We start from the raw sequence: 14,824 nt of genomic DNA, 5'->3' as shown, positions 1-14,824 counted from the left end.
CTTTTTAGCTCTTTAACATAATTACTGGTGTCACGGTATTGAAATAAACCTGAGCCGGTGTCTGATATTTCAAAGCCTGATGAGGTCGAGTATTATTGTAGAAATCGAAATACTCACCAATCCCTAGCTTTGCTTCTTTGGGGTTCTCAAATTGTGCTAAATAAACACACTCATATTTTAAGGAACGCCAGAGCCTTTCGGTGAAAACATTATCTAGTGCTCGCCCACGTCCATCCATACTTAACTTTACACCTGCGCCCAATATCAAAGCAGTGTATTTAGGACTGGTAAAATGACTACCTTGGTCACTGTTAAAGATCTCCGGTTTTATCTTCGCCAACGCTCGCTCGGTAGTTCTAAGCACAAAATCGATTTCCAAAGTATCAGATAATTCCCAACTTACCACATATCTGCTGTACCAGTCGATGACAGCCACCAGATAAAGCCAACCGTGTTTGAGCTTGATATATGTGATGTCGGTACCGAATACCTGAGCGGGTCTGGTTATAGCCAGGTTCCTTAAGAGATAGGGATATACCCGCTGCTTTTGATCTCGTTTCGAAAGATTAGGACCAGGATAGATTGCTTCTAGCCCCATCTCCCGCATATAGTTTTGCACCGTTTTGCGGTTGAGGTGCTTGCCTTCCCGCAGTAATTGTTGATGAATTCGCCGATATCCATAAAAAGGGTAAACGGTGTAAATCTCATCAATTCGGTGTTTGAGCTCAATTTCTCGTTCGGTTGGTGCTACTGAGCGGTAGTACAAACTGGAACGGCTAATTCCTAGCAACTCACTTTGTTTTGAGAGTGAAAGTTCAGCTTTTTGGGTTTCGATTAGGCTTAATCTGACCGACCTGGGCAAAGCCTGCTTCACTTTTTTTTCCTAACCACCTGAGCGGTGTAGTCAGGCGACCTATTTCGGCGTAAAGTTGTTCTTTTTCTTGTTCGTACTGTGCGGTCAGCAGCGCGATTTGCTTCTGAGTACGCTCATCAAAGGATTGTGGCAGACCTTTTAGAGCCAGTTGTTTCCATTTAGTGAGCATATTCGGATGAATACCATATTCAGAAGCTATCTGGGTAACGGTTTTATTACCTTCCAGCACTTCTTGCACTCTTTGAGACTTAAATGTGGGTGAATACTTTTTTCTAGGTGTTGTCATGTTTTTAAGTATACACCTTACCAAACCCTTTTTAGTTGTTCAGTTCTTCTGGTTCATTATAGTTAGCTAGCCCTATATGAGTGCTATCTATCAGGTACACTCCTCTAAAAGGTTCAAACAGTTCCAACCACAAACCTTCTCGCTGCTGCCACACTTGTAGCGCTTCTTCGAATAGCAAGCGTAAAAACTCCACTGTCACTGAGGTTAAGCGTTGGCTCAACCCCGAGCGGGTGACATTTACACCGAATTGTTGGGCTATTTGGCTCAATTGGTTAAGGCTGGCGCCGGGCTGGCTCATAAAGCCTGTTACCAACACCAGTGCCAAAATTGTCCCTGTGATTTTCGAGCTGCGTTTGTTCACTCCTTGCTCGTTCGCTAGTGCTTTGGCTCGTTCCCCAAATATTTTTTGCAAAGCTCCAACTATTTCGTCTATACTAGGCATGTGAGTTTCCTTTGGTTTTGTAGTAAGAGTTGAAGAGTCTTACATCTTACCAGAGGAACTCACCTCTTTCTATTTGTGATTCTCTTAACTATACGCTTATGGGGCATTCCACTTAAGGAACCTGGCTATAACCAGACCCGCTCAGGTATTCGGTACCGACATCACATATATCAAGCTCAAACACGGTTGGCTTTATCTGGTGGCTGTCATCGACTGGTACAGCAGATATGTGGTAAGTTGGGAATTATCTGATACTCTGGAAATCGATTTTGTGCTTAGAACTACCGAGCGAGCGTTGGCGAAGATAAAACCGGAGATCTTTAACAGTGACCAAGGTAGTCATTTTACCAGTCCTAAATACACTGCTTTGATATTGGGCGCAGGTGTAAAGTTAAGTATGGATGGACGTGGGCGAGCACTAGATAATGTTTTCACCGAAAGGCTCTGGCGTTCCTTAAAATATGAGTGTGTTTATTTAGCACAATTTGAGAACCCCAAAGAAGCAAAGCTAGGGATTGGTGAGTATTTCGATTTCTACAATAATACTCGACCTCATCAGGCTTTGAAATATCAGACACCGGCTCAGGTTTATTTCAATACCGTGACACCAGTAATTATGTTAAAGAGCTAAAAAGAGTTACTAGCTATTTAACATTATTAGTTCTATAGAAAGGACTGTATCACTCCTTAACCAAGCTTTTATTTTTGTCTTGACAAACTGGGTCATTTCACTTCGAGCCAACTGAAGCGCGGCGCATCCTGGACAAAGTGCGGTTTACTTATACACCTAAACATGGCAGTTGGCTGAATATGGCCGAGATTGAGATTAGCGTATTTGAGCGAACCTGTTTGTCGCGCCGGTTGTCTAGCCGTGCCGAACTGGAGCAAGAAGTCGCAGCACTCGAAGCTGAACGCAACGCTGCCCACGCCACTATTAGTTGGCAATTCAGTTGTGAAGATGCTCGCGCCAAATTGCATCGGCTCTATCCTAAACTTGCTCAAGTTAATGAACCATTATTACTGTAAAGACTTATTGCACAGTCTACTGAGTAATTACATTATTTTATTAAAATTAGCCACCCTCCAATATTATTCCTGACATATACCCGTAATGTCAGATATATAAACCTATAAATACTTGACAATGTAAGGAAATTATACGCCCGCACTGACGCATTATGCTTGCATGGGGCTGGAAAAGATTTATAGGGCGGGGGGTATCGCTATCATAAGGCGGGAGTGCTGGTGACGGGCTTGTCGCAGCAGGGGGTGCAACTGAGCTATTTCGGGGAAGGAGTAGCGCAAATCGAGCAGCAGGGGCGGTTGATGGTGACGGTGGATAGCCTGAACCGGCGTTACGGACGGAATACGCTACGGCTGGCGTCTGCCGGGATAGGGCAGGAATGGCAGATGAAACGGGGGCGGGTTTCTCCGCCTTACACCACCAGTTGGGAGGATTTGCCGGTAGCCTGGGCGCTTACTTGAGGTGCGCGCTATGATTAAACCAGACTGCCACCCGCTCAAATACTGAAGACCCAATATTAGGGTAATAATTCAGGGTTTTGAATGCAAATGCTCGCTTTTTACCGCATAGCTTGGGGGATACCAGTATTACACCACAAGGTCGAACTTGGATGACCGATGCTACTAACGGGTAGAGGAAGAGGACAGTTGGGTAAACTCGGCTGTTCCTTTTTAGTTTTGGTCAGGTGTTCTGAAGGGAAAATATATCGGAGAATTAGAAAAAGCCGGGGATTAGCCCGACTTTTTCCAAAACCGTACTAGGGATATAACCCTTTGTGAGGGAAGCGCCCATCCGGTAATCTTTTCAAAAGAGAAGCGTCCTATCTACTGATAGGTGAACTTGGGCAATCTTCTGAAAAACCATACCTTGCCCTGTCATGCCTTGCCATGTAGAACCATTGTACTGAAATGAGCTCTGGTTGTCAAGAGGTTTTCACCTTATTTTAATAGTTAATAAGATCACAAATCGTGTAAAATAGAGAGCGGGTGAATTATTGTTTAGCGATTGGATGTGGTACAGCCTTTCTCAAGGCGTTGGGAAAGAATAGGTCAGGGTATATTCAGGCTATTTGCAAGAGGTTGGCATATTTCAATATAACAACAATTTGCGTAACAGGAAGTTACCTCCATCGCTATTCCAACGCAGTTTTCATTTCTCGAAATTGTAGGAATTGCTATGCGTTTTGTGGCAGAGAATGTATAGTGCCGAAATAAAGATTGCTATGCACAGTTGGCGGTATCGCGCCGGGTATATACGCAAAACCACTTGGATTATGTGGTGGTAGCTGAAAACTTTGAAGCAGAGATGGCACAAAGCATAAAGGGTTTGCGGATTATCTAACAACCCCTGGCTTTGCCTCACCTTACCACCGAATTCGAGTGACGGGACTGAATTTGACCGTTTGGTGGGAGAAAAGCAGATCGCCGGCTTGTAAAAATCGGCTGTTTCCCACATTTTTACCTATATCCTCATCAGCATTTACCGAAAATAGCACATTAGAGGCTGACAAAATTGGTTTAAGTACAGTTTTTCGGCAATTGGTAGTGAAGACATAGGTAAAATATGGTGTCAACGCATTTGAGATCCCTACTCAGCGGTTGGCAAATGGACGTACATTGTCTGAATGCCTACACGTCCCGGTCCCACAAAGCGGTTCATAAACAGGTTAAACCCGCCTAGAAACCCGGTCGATAATCGTTGCGAAACGGTGGTCATCTGCACGCTGGCATCCTTGTACAAAAACCCGCCCGGTTCAACATCAATCGCTTCGCCGGGGCGCAACATTACTTCGTACACATTCCCGTAGCCATGCAACAACAGTAACCCCGGTTGTTGAGGTGCAACGAAACGGTCTATCCAGAAGCCTGTGCCACCAAATAGGATATTAGCTACACCTTTAACCCGGAAAAAGCTGTAATCAATGGAACTGGTCGCTGCCAGAAACTGATGCTCCCGTACATGCAGTTCTTCGCCGGGACGGATATGGATCGGGATAATTTCGCCCGCATCATCTCGGCTGAAGGCAATCGAACCCGGTCCGGTGGCTTGAGTTACAAAGATTTGCATCCCTGCCATCATCCGTTTAAGGGCACCTTTTAAGGGCTTGATGTCGATATTTACCTGTGGGTGTTTCCAAAGCAGGATATGATGCTCAAAATAAACCGCATCGCCCGGAGAAAGAGCCACCTCTACTTGCGGCACAATGTTACCGGCTATTCGCACGAGGGTATTGCCCACCCTTGTTTCGCGCATATCCACGCCGTTGGACTGAGTGCCGTTTGTCCATCCCGCATCCTGATGACGGTACATTTGATAACCGAAAGGGTCGGGCGCGCCTCCCTGTGGTGGGTAACCACCCGGTGAATCTAGATAATCTCCGCCACAGCGGCAAAAGCTCGTATCTAGTGGTTGTAAACGCCCACAAGCCGGGCAATTCTTCAGGTCTGCGGTTGTAAAAAGCATTTTTATTCCTTTCCGGCAAATCATTAAAATTAGATTAATAAGAGAGCTTATTATAAATCGCAGGGTTGAAACCTACAATCCGCAATGGCTATAGCCCCTTGCTTTAGTTGATAGCTAAAATTGTTTTCGCGAAAACAATTTCATGATCTTGATGTCAGGTATTGACAATTTGAGCGATTTTATGGTAAAACTAATAGAAATCACTCAAATTCTATATATCGCACAGGAGAATATGTTTTGAATAGCGGGAAATTGCTTAAGACCGCCGAAGTAGCCGAAAGGTTAGGGGTGGATACCGGAACAGTAGCGCGCTACATCCGCGAGGGGATTCTGCCTGCCACCGCTACAGCTGGTGGTCATTACAGGGTCAGCGATGCCGATTTGACGGCGTTTATCGCCAGCGCGGGGCGTGCCAAAACCGAGGGGGCAATTATAATCGCCCTTGCCAATCAAAAGGGTGGAGTGGGCAAGACCACTGCCACCGCCAATCTGGGCGTGCTTTTATGGCAGATGAACTTGAAGGTTTTGCTGGTCGATCTCGATCCACAAGGGCATCTCACCTTCACGCTGGGACATGACCCCGATACGCTCCCGCTCACCATTTACGATGCGATGGCGGGCGAACGCGAATTCGATATAACAAAGGTTATTCTAAAAACCTCTTTCGGGCCCGACCTCGCCCCCAACAATATTGTCGCCTCAAACTCAGACCGCGAGTTATCCAGCAAGCCTACATGGGGTACACGCCTTTCGAATGTGCTGAAAAAGGTTCGTCAGAATTACGACTATATTTTGCTGGACAGCGGACCGAGCTTGAACAGCCTGACAGTGAATGCGCTGTATGCAGCCGACTATGTGGTGATTCCAACCCAACTGGAAATGCTCTCGGTAAAAGGCTTGCAACTTCTATTAGAAAGGATTGACGAGGCACGCGCCGAAGCCAATCCGCGTTTGCAAATCGCCGGAGCGGTGGCAATGATGGTGCAGCAGAATAACGCGGCGCGCACCATGGGCGAGGCTTTGCGGCAAGCATTGGGACAACGCGGTATCCGCTCTTTCAATACGGTGGTCAAACGCAGCGTGCAGTTTGCGGAAGCAGCGAACCAACGCACAGTGGTGGCTGCCATCTCGCCCCGCAGTGAGCAGACCGAAACTTTCCGGCAATTGCTGAACGAAATTTTACAGGTAGTGGGCGGCAACGGGCTGGACAAAATTGAGATGCTCGATTCAGGGCGCAAGGAACGTGGAGAGGAAGCATAATTCATGGCGCGTAAGCAAAAAGCAATCTCGCTGGATTTTCTCAGCCGGGGCAGCGAAATCAAATCCGGTATGTTTGAGGCGGCTTCCAACGAAATTGAGCAGGCGCAAGCGGTTGAAATCGAGCGTTTGCTGGATAATCCCTATCAGCCCCGCCTGACTGTCAACCCCGATGCGCTGGAAGAACTGGTGAGCGTTATACAGTCGCAGGGGTTTTTAGGTGCGTTGGTGGCGCGTCCGCATCCCGAACGGGCAGGCTATTTCCAGCTTGCGGCAGGACATCGGCGGCGCGAAGCCTCCCGAAAAGCAAACCTGAAAAGAATCCCGGTGGTGATAAAAGAGTTGCTGGATGAGGAGATGGTCGCGATCGCCATAACTGAGAACATTCAGCGCGAAGACCTGACCCCTCTAGAAGAAGGGCGCATCTTTGCAGTGATGAGCGAAAAGCTCGGCTTTACCCACGAGCAGATAGCCCGCGCCATCGGCAAAGCCAGAGGCTACGTGGAAAACAGGTTGCGCCTGATCCGCGCCCCCGAGGATGTGCAAGCGTTGGCGCAGGCAAAGCCTGATTCGCTCAGGGCGGTATCAACGCTGGTGAAAATCGAGGATGAGGGGCAACGCTCCGACCTAATCGAGGGCTTGCTACAGGGCAAACTCACCGCCGACGATATTACCGCCATCCGGCGCGAAAGTTCGCCTCCTCGCCGCTTGCGCGAGAAAAGAGAGCCGCTTCAACCGAATATTAAAGGACTTCAAACGGCGGTGCGCGGTCTGCACCAGTACACCGAGAAGCTGGCGCAACGTGAAACAATCGGGGCAGAGGAGCGCGAGGCTTTGCAAGAGCTTTTCAAGCTGGTAGAATCGCTGCGAGCACACTTCGAAAACGGCAAGTAATTGTTTTCGCGAAAACAATTTCAATGAACCGTAATCATTTTGATTACGGTTGGAGGCATAGATTATGGGTAAGGACATAGAAAACTTTGGGGTGGTTATCAGGCGCATTTGGCATCGCAACGAGTGGTTTTATAGCGTGGTGGATGTGGTGGGCGTGTTGGCAGACTCCGGTAACCCGCGCCAATACTGGTCTAATCTCAAAAAGCGCATAAAAGACGAGGGTTTTAACGAAGCGATGACGCAACTGGAGCCACTACGCCTTAAATCTACTGATGGCAAGTTGCGTGAAACCGATTGCGCCAGTCGCGAAACCGTTTTGCGCCTTATCCAGTCCATACCCTCGCCCAAAGCCGAACCTTTCAAGCTATGGCTGGCAAAAGTTGGTAACGAGCGTTATTCAGAGCTGGAATATCCGGAACTGGCACTCAAACGCGTGCGCGATAACTACCGTCGCAAAGGCTACAGCGATGAGTGGATTGAGCAACGCGTGCGGGCAGATATGGTACGCAACGAGTTGACTGACGAATGGAAGTTTCGAGGCGCGCAAGGCACTCAATTCGCTATTCTGACAGACCTGATAAATGACGGCACTTTTGAAATGACGGTACAGGTGCATAAAAATTACAAGGCGCTACCCGAACGCGCCAACCTGCGCGACCACATGAGTCCTATCGAACTGGCTTTGATTTCACTGGGGGAAGCCACCGCAGTTACCCTGCACCGGGATCGTGATAGCATGGGCTTTAACGCTTTGAAGCAGGATACCGAAGAAGCGGGGCAAGCGGCAGGCGAAGCGCGCAAAACCATCGAGAAAAAGCTGGGTCGCCCGGCTGTCAGTCGCGAAAACTATCTGCGCCAGCCCGAAAACCCTGAACGCCGCCAACTCTCTTTCTTTGATGAGGATGAGGGGAAATAGCTGTAATTGTTTTCGCGAAAACAATTACAATAAACCGTAATCAATAGTTTGTCAAGACATGAGATTCGTGTCCAGTCCACTTATCCCGCCGGACCCAACTTATCCCAAATACCTAAAAGCTACACCACTTGCTTAATTAACACTAACTTGACATAACATATGATAAGGCACTACATTGCAGCCTATATTGTTACACTAATCAGCCTTTTGGGTTTAATGGTAACTTGGTGGAGGTAAAACTTTCAGAGGTCAAGAACAACTGAGGTTATTTCGGCTTCCTTCAAGCCTACGCTTGGCATAAGGACCACCTTAGCAAGGTTTACCAATGGTTGCCAAAGTTTCCCAGAAAGATGCTAATAGGAGAGTAATTTCCAACGCAGGTTTTAGTAATTAAGAAGCGGGGGTAGAACTATTTGTTCGTCTGTTTGAAAATCATCGAAACCTTCTCTTCATAAGCCCATTGCCCTTTGCTATCTCGTATCCAGCCTATGGTCGATCCTGTTTTCCTAAATAAATCCCTACCGATTCAGTCTGTATAGCTTGCTACTCCGGGAGGGTAAAGCCCTCCCGGTCTATTAGATATTACCAGTCGAAATAAATCACAGGACGACGATTTCGACGGCGACGACGCAATGGCCACAGCAGTAGTCCCAGAATTCTTTTTATCAGGCTGAGCACTGCCAACACTACCGTAATAACCACTAACAGCAGTAACCAACCAATAGGACTATCGAATAATGGTTTTAAGGCTTCCACGATACGGGGCATGTTCTCAATAATCCGGGAGATGATTTCCATATCAAGCCTCTTTCTATGTTATAAGGGTTAGAGAGGCGGCTCAGTGCTCGCCCCGGCAATGCTTATTCCCACTGGTTGGATGACTTTGGTTACGCTCCTATCTTAGGGTAGTTGCACAAAAAATAGGTCGATTGGAGATAAAAATATCCACCGCTTTTATCGGCGACGGAAAGTGTCGGTAAAAGTTTGAATATTGAAGAACAAAACGCTTTCAGTTTGCTACAGCGCTGGAGAAACGGCGGCACCGCCTCTTTCAGCCAAAGCGCTGCCGTCGCCTTCTTCCACCTAGGCTATGCTGAAGAGGTAGCCTAAAACCTCTTCGGGAATATCTCAGGCTGAAAAGTCACGGTTAATTTCCTCCAAAGCTCTGGCGAAATTCTTAAAATCGTTTTCAATTTGTAACAATTCAGCCAGGGTCAGTTGACGAGGCTGGTAGACTAATAAAATGACATTAGAAGAGCAATTAGCCCAACTTCAAAACGATTACGCCCAACTTGAAGCTAAAGCCGCTTCACAGGCAGCTTTGATTGCCCAACTGATAGAACGTATTCAAACCCTTGAAGCCCGGCTCTCTCAAGATAGCCATAATTCTTCCAAACCGCCTTCTTCCGACGGGTTTAAGCGCTCGCCCAAAAAACGCAGCTTGCGCAAATCCAGCGGTAAGAAACCGGGTGGTCAACCTGGTCACGAGGGTCAGGCTCTTAAACAAAGCGAAAACCCGGATACAGTGATTGCGCATCTGCCCACCACCTGTGAAAAGTGCCAGACTGACTTAACCAAAGAAGCAGCGCTACCTCACTTCGAGCCTCGTCAGGTTTTTGAGCTGCCTACTCAACTCAAACTGCACGTCACCGAACACCGCACTTACAGCAAAAAGTGTCCTACTTGTCAGACTGTTACCAAAGCCAAATTCCCGCAGTCCGTCAAGAATTGGGTGCAATACGGACCTGGGTTTCGGGCTCTGGCAGTTTACCTGATCACTTATCAACTGCTGCCTTATGCCCGGGTGTGCGAGCTACTTAATGAAATCTACAGCGAAAGTCTTTCACCCGGCAGTTTGGTCAATATGATAGCGGAGTGCTACGAGCAATTGGCTGAGCCAGAAAAAACCATCAAGACAGCGCTTACCCAGGTCAAAGTGTTACATTGCGATGAAACCGGGTTGTACGTAGAAGGCAAGCGCCACTGGTTGCACGTAGCCAGCACACCACATTTAACCCACTATGCTCACCATTTACGGCGAGGTAGTAAAGCCACAGACGAGATTGGGATTTTACCGGCTTTCCAGGGCGCAGCGATCCACGATGGTTGGTCTAACTATCTGCGCTATGCCTGTACCCACGGTCTGTGTAACGCCCATCATCTCAGGGAACTTGCTTTTGTCTACGAACAACTCAAGCAGGCGTGGGCGGCTGAGTTCACCACCCTTCTTGTGGACTTGAAAGAAGAAGTGGAAGTCGCCAGGGCTAGGTCTGAAACCAGTTTAAGCAGTGCACGGTTAGCGCATTTCGAAGAGCGCTACCAGCAATTGATCGCACAGGGTCTGGCAGCTAATCCTCCTCCCCAGGGTGGTTGGCCTTGTGGAAAACGGGGCAAGCCCCGGCAGAGCAAGCCTAAGAACTTACTGGATCGGCTGGATAAACAGCGTCATCAAGTGCTGCTGTTTGCCTACCGTTTTGATGTGCCTTTTGATAACAATCTGGCCGAGCGTGATATTCGGATGGTTAAAGTGCAACAAAAGGTTTCAGGTTGTTTTCGCAGCCAGGAAGGTGCCAGCTTCTTTTGTCGGATAAGAGGCTACCTTTCCACCATGAAAAAGCAAGGTGAAAACTTGTTGGTTGCGCTCCTTGACACTTTTTGTGGGCAACCTCCCCTTCCCAAGCTTTTGGTCTGAACTGTTACTTCAATTTTACTGAAATCGAGATAATTACTTCCTGCCGAGAAAATGAAGCTATCAATCCGCCGGTTCCAATCATGAACAGTTGCTATCAACAGTAAAAGCTTCTGGTTTTCGAGCTCAAGCTGATTCTTAAGGTTGAGTTGAGCGTGCTGACGACCTTCCAAGTCTTTAAGTCGGTGCGCCAGACCTAAAACCAAAGTAGTAGCATCGGCAGCGCAGCGGGTTAAATGTGTGGTTATAGAACTGGCGGTGCCATACTGACCTGCCAGTTTTGACCCCTTTTTAATATCCTCCAGTTCCCTAGCCATAATAGCCAGCGACCCTTTGATAAGCCAGCGGTCAGAAAGACTTGCTACCAATTCCCTTGCATTACCGGTAGGTTCAACCACTTGGCATTTTTGGGATTTCAGAAACCCGGTTAGGTAAAGGTAGGACAGGGTTCCGGGTATAAGGAAGCCGATCAGAAAGAAATTAGCCAATACCCATTCCATAAAATTGCCTCTCAGCCTGTAAGTGATATTGAAAAACCGCCATGTAGATCCGACCGTGTTAAATTTGGTTACGGTATTATCTTAGGGTAGTCTTACAAAAATCAGTTTATTTACAGCTAAAAAAAATCCGTTGCGGTATATTGCAACGGAAAGTGTCGGTAAAAATTTGAATTTAGAAGGGCACAACTATTTCATATTGAGTCAGATAGGAGAGGCAGGGCAACTTGCCACATTCGGCAAGCTGTGTCCGTTCCGTACAGTGCAGGGAAATTAGCCGGTCGGTTCAGCACCTTTGCTACCTTGCGTCAGCCCGCTATTCTCTAGCCCATTTGCTCGTATTGTCCATGATCTTTATTAGGAAAGTGTGTCAGCGAATCAGAGATCAAAGGGCGCGAAAGGTGATGACAACACCAACCGAAAACCAAAATTGTTGTTACCGACGTTCGGAATGAAGCGGTAGCGGTATGCACAGGATGCAAGATCAGGATCGTAGTTGTAAGACCCGCCCCGCAACACTCGCCTCTTTCCGCTTTCGTCCACTGCCGTTTGCTTCGGATTATCGTACTTGTTCTGGCACCATTCCCACAGGTTGCCGCTCAAGTCCAGCGCCCCGCTTTCCGCCGCCCCCTGCGGGTACATTCCCACTGCTGTTACTCGGTTCAAACCCGCTTCATCTGTATTGGCGTAGCCCACTTGCCACTCACCCCACGGGTATAGCCGTTTCTGACTGCCCCCTTGCGCCGCCCACTGCCATTCCCACTCCGTTGGCAACCGTACCTGCGCGTTATTGCCCACTATTAACTGCTTACCTCCACCGTCCGAATTCGGAAATTGCCAGCCCTGCATTTGCCGATTCAACCACCGCCCGAAGGCTACCGCCTGATACCACGATATTCTGTCTCGCGGCATGCTCACCCCCTTTTGATTTTGCTCGTTCAGCTTTTGCGGTTGGTATTCTTTCGGAAAGCCCTGCCACCACTCCCAGTTGAAGTAGCCGTCTGCCGCTTGCACAAACGCTTCATACTGAGCATAGGTTACCTGATACTGCGCGATGTAGAAGGGTTGCACCTCGAAGGTCTGTTTCTCAATTCCCACCCTGCCGCCCGGCGCAACTGCCAACCATGCAATGTCGGGGAGTCCATTCTCGCGCAAGCCTACCCCGCGCCGGGTATCGCCGATTTCGCTCAAGCGGTCCCCGATTTGCATACGGCGGGCGGTGTTTGTACTGGGCGATGCGATTTCCCGCAGCATCATTTCCCGCTCTATTTCAGGTTCGGGTGTGGCAGTTTTTGGCTCAACCACTTTTATTGCGGGCGCCGGTGGCGCTTCAACCCGCACCTTTTGTACCGGTTCAACCTTTTTAGCCATAACCTTAGGTGGCGGTGTAATAAGCTCGGTTTGTAGAATTTTCGGTGCTGATCCTAGTCCTACTCTCAAGTCTTTAATTACCTCCTCCGCTTGGCTGTAGCGCAACTCCGGATCCTTTTCCAAAAGCTTGCCCACCGCCTTATCCAGCCAAACGGATATTGCCGGGTTCTCCAGACTGGGCGGCAATCGCCTGAATTTGGCGAACAACCTGCCGGTTAACATCTCGTACAGCACTGCCCCCAACGAATACAGATCAGAGGCGGGGGTGAGATAATCCCTGCTCTCTTTCTGTTCCGGCGACATGTAGGGCGGAGTGCCGGGGTGACGATGTCGCTCTCCCACGATAGTCAGCTTGCTCTCGTGCCCCAGTTGGGCTATCCCGAAATCAGCCAGCACCGCCTGCCCCTTCACCCGTAGCAAGATATTGTTAGGTTTAATATCCCGGTGGACAATATCCGCCGGGTGGTTATGCACATCTGCCAGCGCATTACACAATTCGAGGGTAATAGCGCAAGCCCTTTCCACCGATAACCTTCCCTCCCGCTGGAGCAAATCATCTAGTGAACCGCCCTCAATATATTCCAATGCCAGAAAGTAATCCCCGGCTTCATCTTTTTCCAAGCTGTAAACCGTAATAAGATTGGGATTGGCGGTGAAAAACCCGCTGACCTTAGCCTCTCGTTTGAAGCGTTCCAAATAGTGGTCAAAAGCGCCGGAACCGTACTGATTATCCATACTGGTCTCGCCAAACAGCAGGGTTTTGAGCGCCACCGGACGACCTAGAGCAAGGTCGGTGGCTTTCCAAACCAAACCGAAACCGCCCCTGCCGATTTCTTGCTCAACCCGGTACTTATTGAGAATAACCGTCCCCGGAGAAATGAGACCTCCCATCAAAAGACCCCCTCAGTCGCAAAAATAAGCTGCCACGCTTTATCTCAAAATCTACCGGTGTACGTTGTTGTTAATATTACCGGATGGCTTAATAACCTTCAAGCCAACTCAATTTACCTACCCTTTAACCTTAACTTGCCAAATAATTCAATTCCCCTTGCGGCACAACCGCAACTGCCCATTGCGCTTCTCCAATCGCCCAATACCCCGCCGTTCCATCTCGTTTAGCAAGTGGTGCGCCCGTCCCGCACCCACCTTCAAACCCTCTCCAAGCTCAGCGGCGCTAAAACTGCGCTCCCCCTTTAGCCAATTCAACCACTCCCCGTTATCTTGCTCCAACCAGCGAATAGCGCGCTGCACCAATTCCTCAGCCACCTCCGGTCTGAACAAATCCAGTAGCGACTGGTAAAGAGGATCGCCCGCATACAAGCACTCTGGATCACTCTCCTCGCTCACCTTGACCAAACATAAAGTCTGGTGAGGGCTGGTATAACGCAGCCACTCCTGCGCTTCTGCCTCCCACTCTCCCCCTGCCAGCGCCACCACCGTAAAAATATGCGCCAAATGCTGCCCCGCCAAACGCTTGCCCTCATTCAGCGCTTCCTCAATCCCGGTGGCGCTACCCTCAAACAGCAACGACACCAGCAGTCCCAACCCCTCCCCACTGTGCTTACCCGGTGACACCAACTCCAACTTTGAGCCGAAGCGACGACGAGAAAAAGCCCCTACTTTAAGACGGGCATTCTCCCGCAAAGGATGTTGCAGCGTCCCCGCTTCTGCCAACTTCTTATCCAACCGCGCGAAGAAAAGCGTAGCGGCTCGTTCCTGCTCAGTGGATAGCGTACCATCCAGACGGGTGGGCAACCCTGACGCTACTACTACCGGATTGGCGGGGGCATGCTCCTGACACCACAAACGTCCCTCCTCCCGGTACTTCTCCCGACAATTAGTGCAGATTTGTTTTGGGCAGAACTCCTCGGACTGGCAACTACCCGCCAGCAACTTAACCGAAAAGCGACGGTGACACCTACCGCAAGTGAAATAGCTTAGTGGCTGGGAAACAGGTTGGTGCAGCAGACAATAACGCTGTCCGGAGCGCCAACACAACAGACAAAGCGCCGCTCCGCATATCCCACAACGCCCTTCCGCCGCTACCTTCTCCAAATTAGCGTTACAACGTCCGCAACTATCTGCACTTTCAGCCATCGCTTTTCCCCCTC

Annotated in this window: 14 protein-coding genes and 1 pseudogene; 8 read left to right on the top strand and 7 right to left on the bottom strand. The window is 49.0% G+C overall.

The window, feature by feature from the left end; all coding sequences use genetic code 11:
* Positions 1 to 4 precede the first annotated feature (4 nt).
* Together OZ401_RS23225 and OZ401_RS23220 are read right to left on the bottom strand one after the other, a co-directional pair.
* Positions 5 to 1,160, bottom strand: a protein-coding gene (locus OZ401_RS23225) for an IS3 family transposase (RefSeq protein WP_341470952.1) whose coding sequence is annotated in 2 segments (ribosomal slippage) — positions 5 to 883 and positions 885 to 1,160 — 1,155 coding nt in all. Because the reading frame shifts where the segments join, the coding sequence is not laid out codon by codon here.
* A 31-nt stretch (positions 1,161 to 1,191) separates the two neighbouring features.
* Positions 1,192 to 1,602, bottom strand: coding sequence for a hypothetical protein (locus OZ401_RS23220; protein WP_341469223.1), 411 nt, complete (start codon positions 1,600 to 1,602; stop codon positions 1,192 to 1,194).
* Between the two features lie 112 nt (positions 1,603 to 1,714).
* Here OZ401_RS23220 and OZ401_RS23215 point away from each other — a divergent pair.
* The 3 genes and pseudogenes from OZ401_RS23215 to OZ401_RS23205 all read left to right on the top strand — a co-directional run.
* Positions 1,715 to 2,233: pseudogene (locus OZ401_RS23215) on the top strand (IS3 family transposase); the annotation flags it as partial.
* 179 nt (positions 2,234 to 2,412) lie between these two features.
* Entirely contained in the window at positions 2,413 to 2,628 is a 216-nt protein-coding gene (locus OZ401_RS23210) for a hypothetical protein (RefSeq protein WP_341472009.1), read from the top strand.
* 219 nt (positions 2,629 to 2,847) lie between these two features.
* Positions 2,848 to 3,087, top strand: coding sequence for a DUF4113 domain-containing protein (locus tag OZ401_RS23205; protein WP_341472008.1), 240 nt, complete (start codon positions 2,848 to 2,850; stop codon positions 3,085 to 3,087).
* Positions 3,088 to 4,213: 1,126 nt separating this feature from the next.
* Here the strand turns inward: OZ401_RS23205 and OZ401_RS23200 are convergent.
* Positions 4,214 to 5,089, bottom strand: a complete 876-nt coding sequence (locus OZ401_RS23200; RefSeq protein ID WP_341472007.1) for an AIM24 family protein — start codon at positions 5,087 to 5,089, stop codon at positions 4,214 to 4,216.
* A gap of 237 nt (positions 5,090 to 5,326) precedes the next feature.
* On the opposite strand from OZ401_RS23200, the gene OZ401_RS23195 reads away from it, so the two are divergent.
* From OZ401_RS23195 to OZ401_RS23185, 3 genes are all read left to right on the top strand, one after another.
* Positions 5,327 to 6,349 carry an AAA family ATPase gene (locus tag OZ401_RS23195; RefSeq protein ID WP_341472006.1) on the top strand — a complete coding sequence of 341 codons (1,023 nt, stop codon included), beginning with the start codon at positions 5,327 to 5,329 and terminating at the stop codon, positions 6,347 to 6,349.
* A 3-nt stretch (positions 6,350 to 6,352) separates the two neighbouring features.
* Positions 6,353 to 7,240, top strand: a complete 888-nt coding sequence (locus OZ401_RS23190; protein WP_341472005.1) for a ParB/RepB/Spo0J family partition protein — start codon at positions 6,353 to 6,355, stop codon at positions 7,238 to 7,240.
* Between the two features lie 64 nt (positions 7,241 to 7,304).
* Positions 7,305 to 8,156, top strand: a complete 852-nt coding sequence (locus tag OZ401_RS23185; protein ID WP_341472004.1) for a BRO-N domain-containing protein — start codon at positions 7,305 to 7,307, stop codon at positions 8,154 to 8,156.
* A 582-nt stretch (positions 8,157 to 8,738) separates the two neighbouring features.
* On the opposite strand, the gene OZ401_RS23180 is transcribed toward OZ401_RS23185, so the two are convergent.
* Positions 8,739 to 8,954, bottom strand: coding sequence for a hypothetical protein (locus OZ401_RS23180; protein ID WP_341472003.1), 216 nt, complete (start codon positions 8,952 to 8,954; stop codon positions 8,739 to 8,741).
* A 186-nt stretch (positions 8,955 to 9,140) separates the two neighbouring features.
* Between OZ401_RS23180 and OZ401_RS23175 the strand changes: the two genes are divergently transcribed.
* Both OZ401_RS23175 and tnpC read left to right on the top strand, forming a co-directional pair.
* Entirely contained in the window at positions 9,141 to 9,266 is a 126-nt protein-coding gene (locus tag OZ401_RS23175; protein ID WP_341472002.1) for a hypothetical protein, read from the top strand.
* A gap of 133 nt (positions 9,267 to 9,399) precedes the next feature.
* Positions 9,400 to 10,848, top strand: coding sequence for an IS66 family transposase (gene tnpC, locus OZ401_RS23170; RefSeq protein ID WP_341472001.1), 1,449 nt, complete (start codon positions 9,400 to 9,402; stop codon positions 10,846 to 10,848).
* Here the strand turns inward: tnpC and OZ401_RS23165 are convergent.
* From OZ401_RS23165 to OZ401_RS23155, 3 genes are all read right to left on the bottom strand, one after another.
* A complete protein-coding gene (locus OZ401_RS23165; RefSeq protein ID WP_341472000.1) occupies positions 10,752 to 11,345 on the bottom strand; it encodes a hypothetical protein in 594 nt (197 codons plus the stop codon). The genes tnpC and OZ401_RS23165 overlap by 97 nt on opposite strands.
* Before the next feature lie 375 nt (positions 11,346 to 11,720).
* Positions 11,721 to 13,604, bottom strand: a complete 1,884-nt coding sequence (locus tag OZ401_RS23160) for a bifunctional serine/threonine-protein kinase/formylglycine-generating enzyme family protein (protein ID WP_341471999.1) — start codon at positions 13,602 to 13,604, stop codon at positions 11,721 to 11,723.
* A 147-nt stretch (positions 13,605 to 13,751) separates the two neighbouring features.
* Entirely contained in the window at positions 13,752 to 14,810 is a 1,059-nt protein-coding gene (locus tag OZ401_RS23155; RefSeq protein WP_341471998.1) for a hypothetical protein, read from the bottom strand.
* Positions 14,811 to 14,824: the final 14 nt, after the last annotated feature.

The sequence above is a fragment of the Candidatus Chlorohelix allophototropha genome (genome assembly GCF_030389965.1).
Lineage (GTDB): Bacteria > Chloroflexota > Chloroflexia > Chloroheliales > Chloroheliaceae > Chlorohelix > Chlorohelix allophototropha.
Note: the sequence above shows the minus strand (reverse complement) of the source record. Positions and strands in the feature narration are given on the sequence as shown.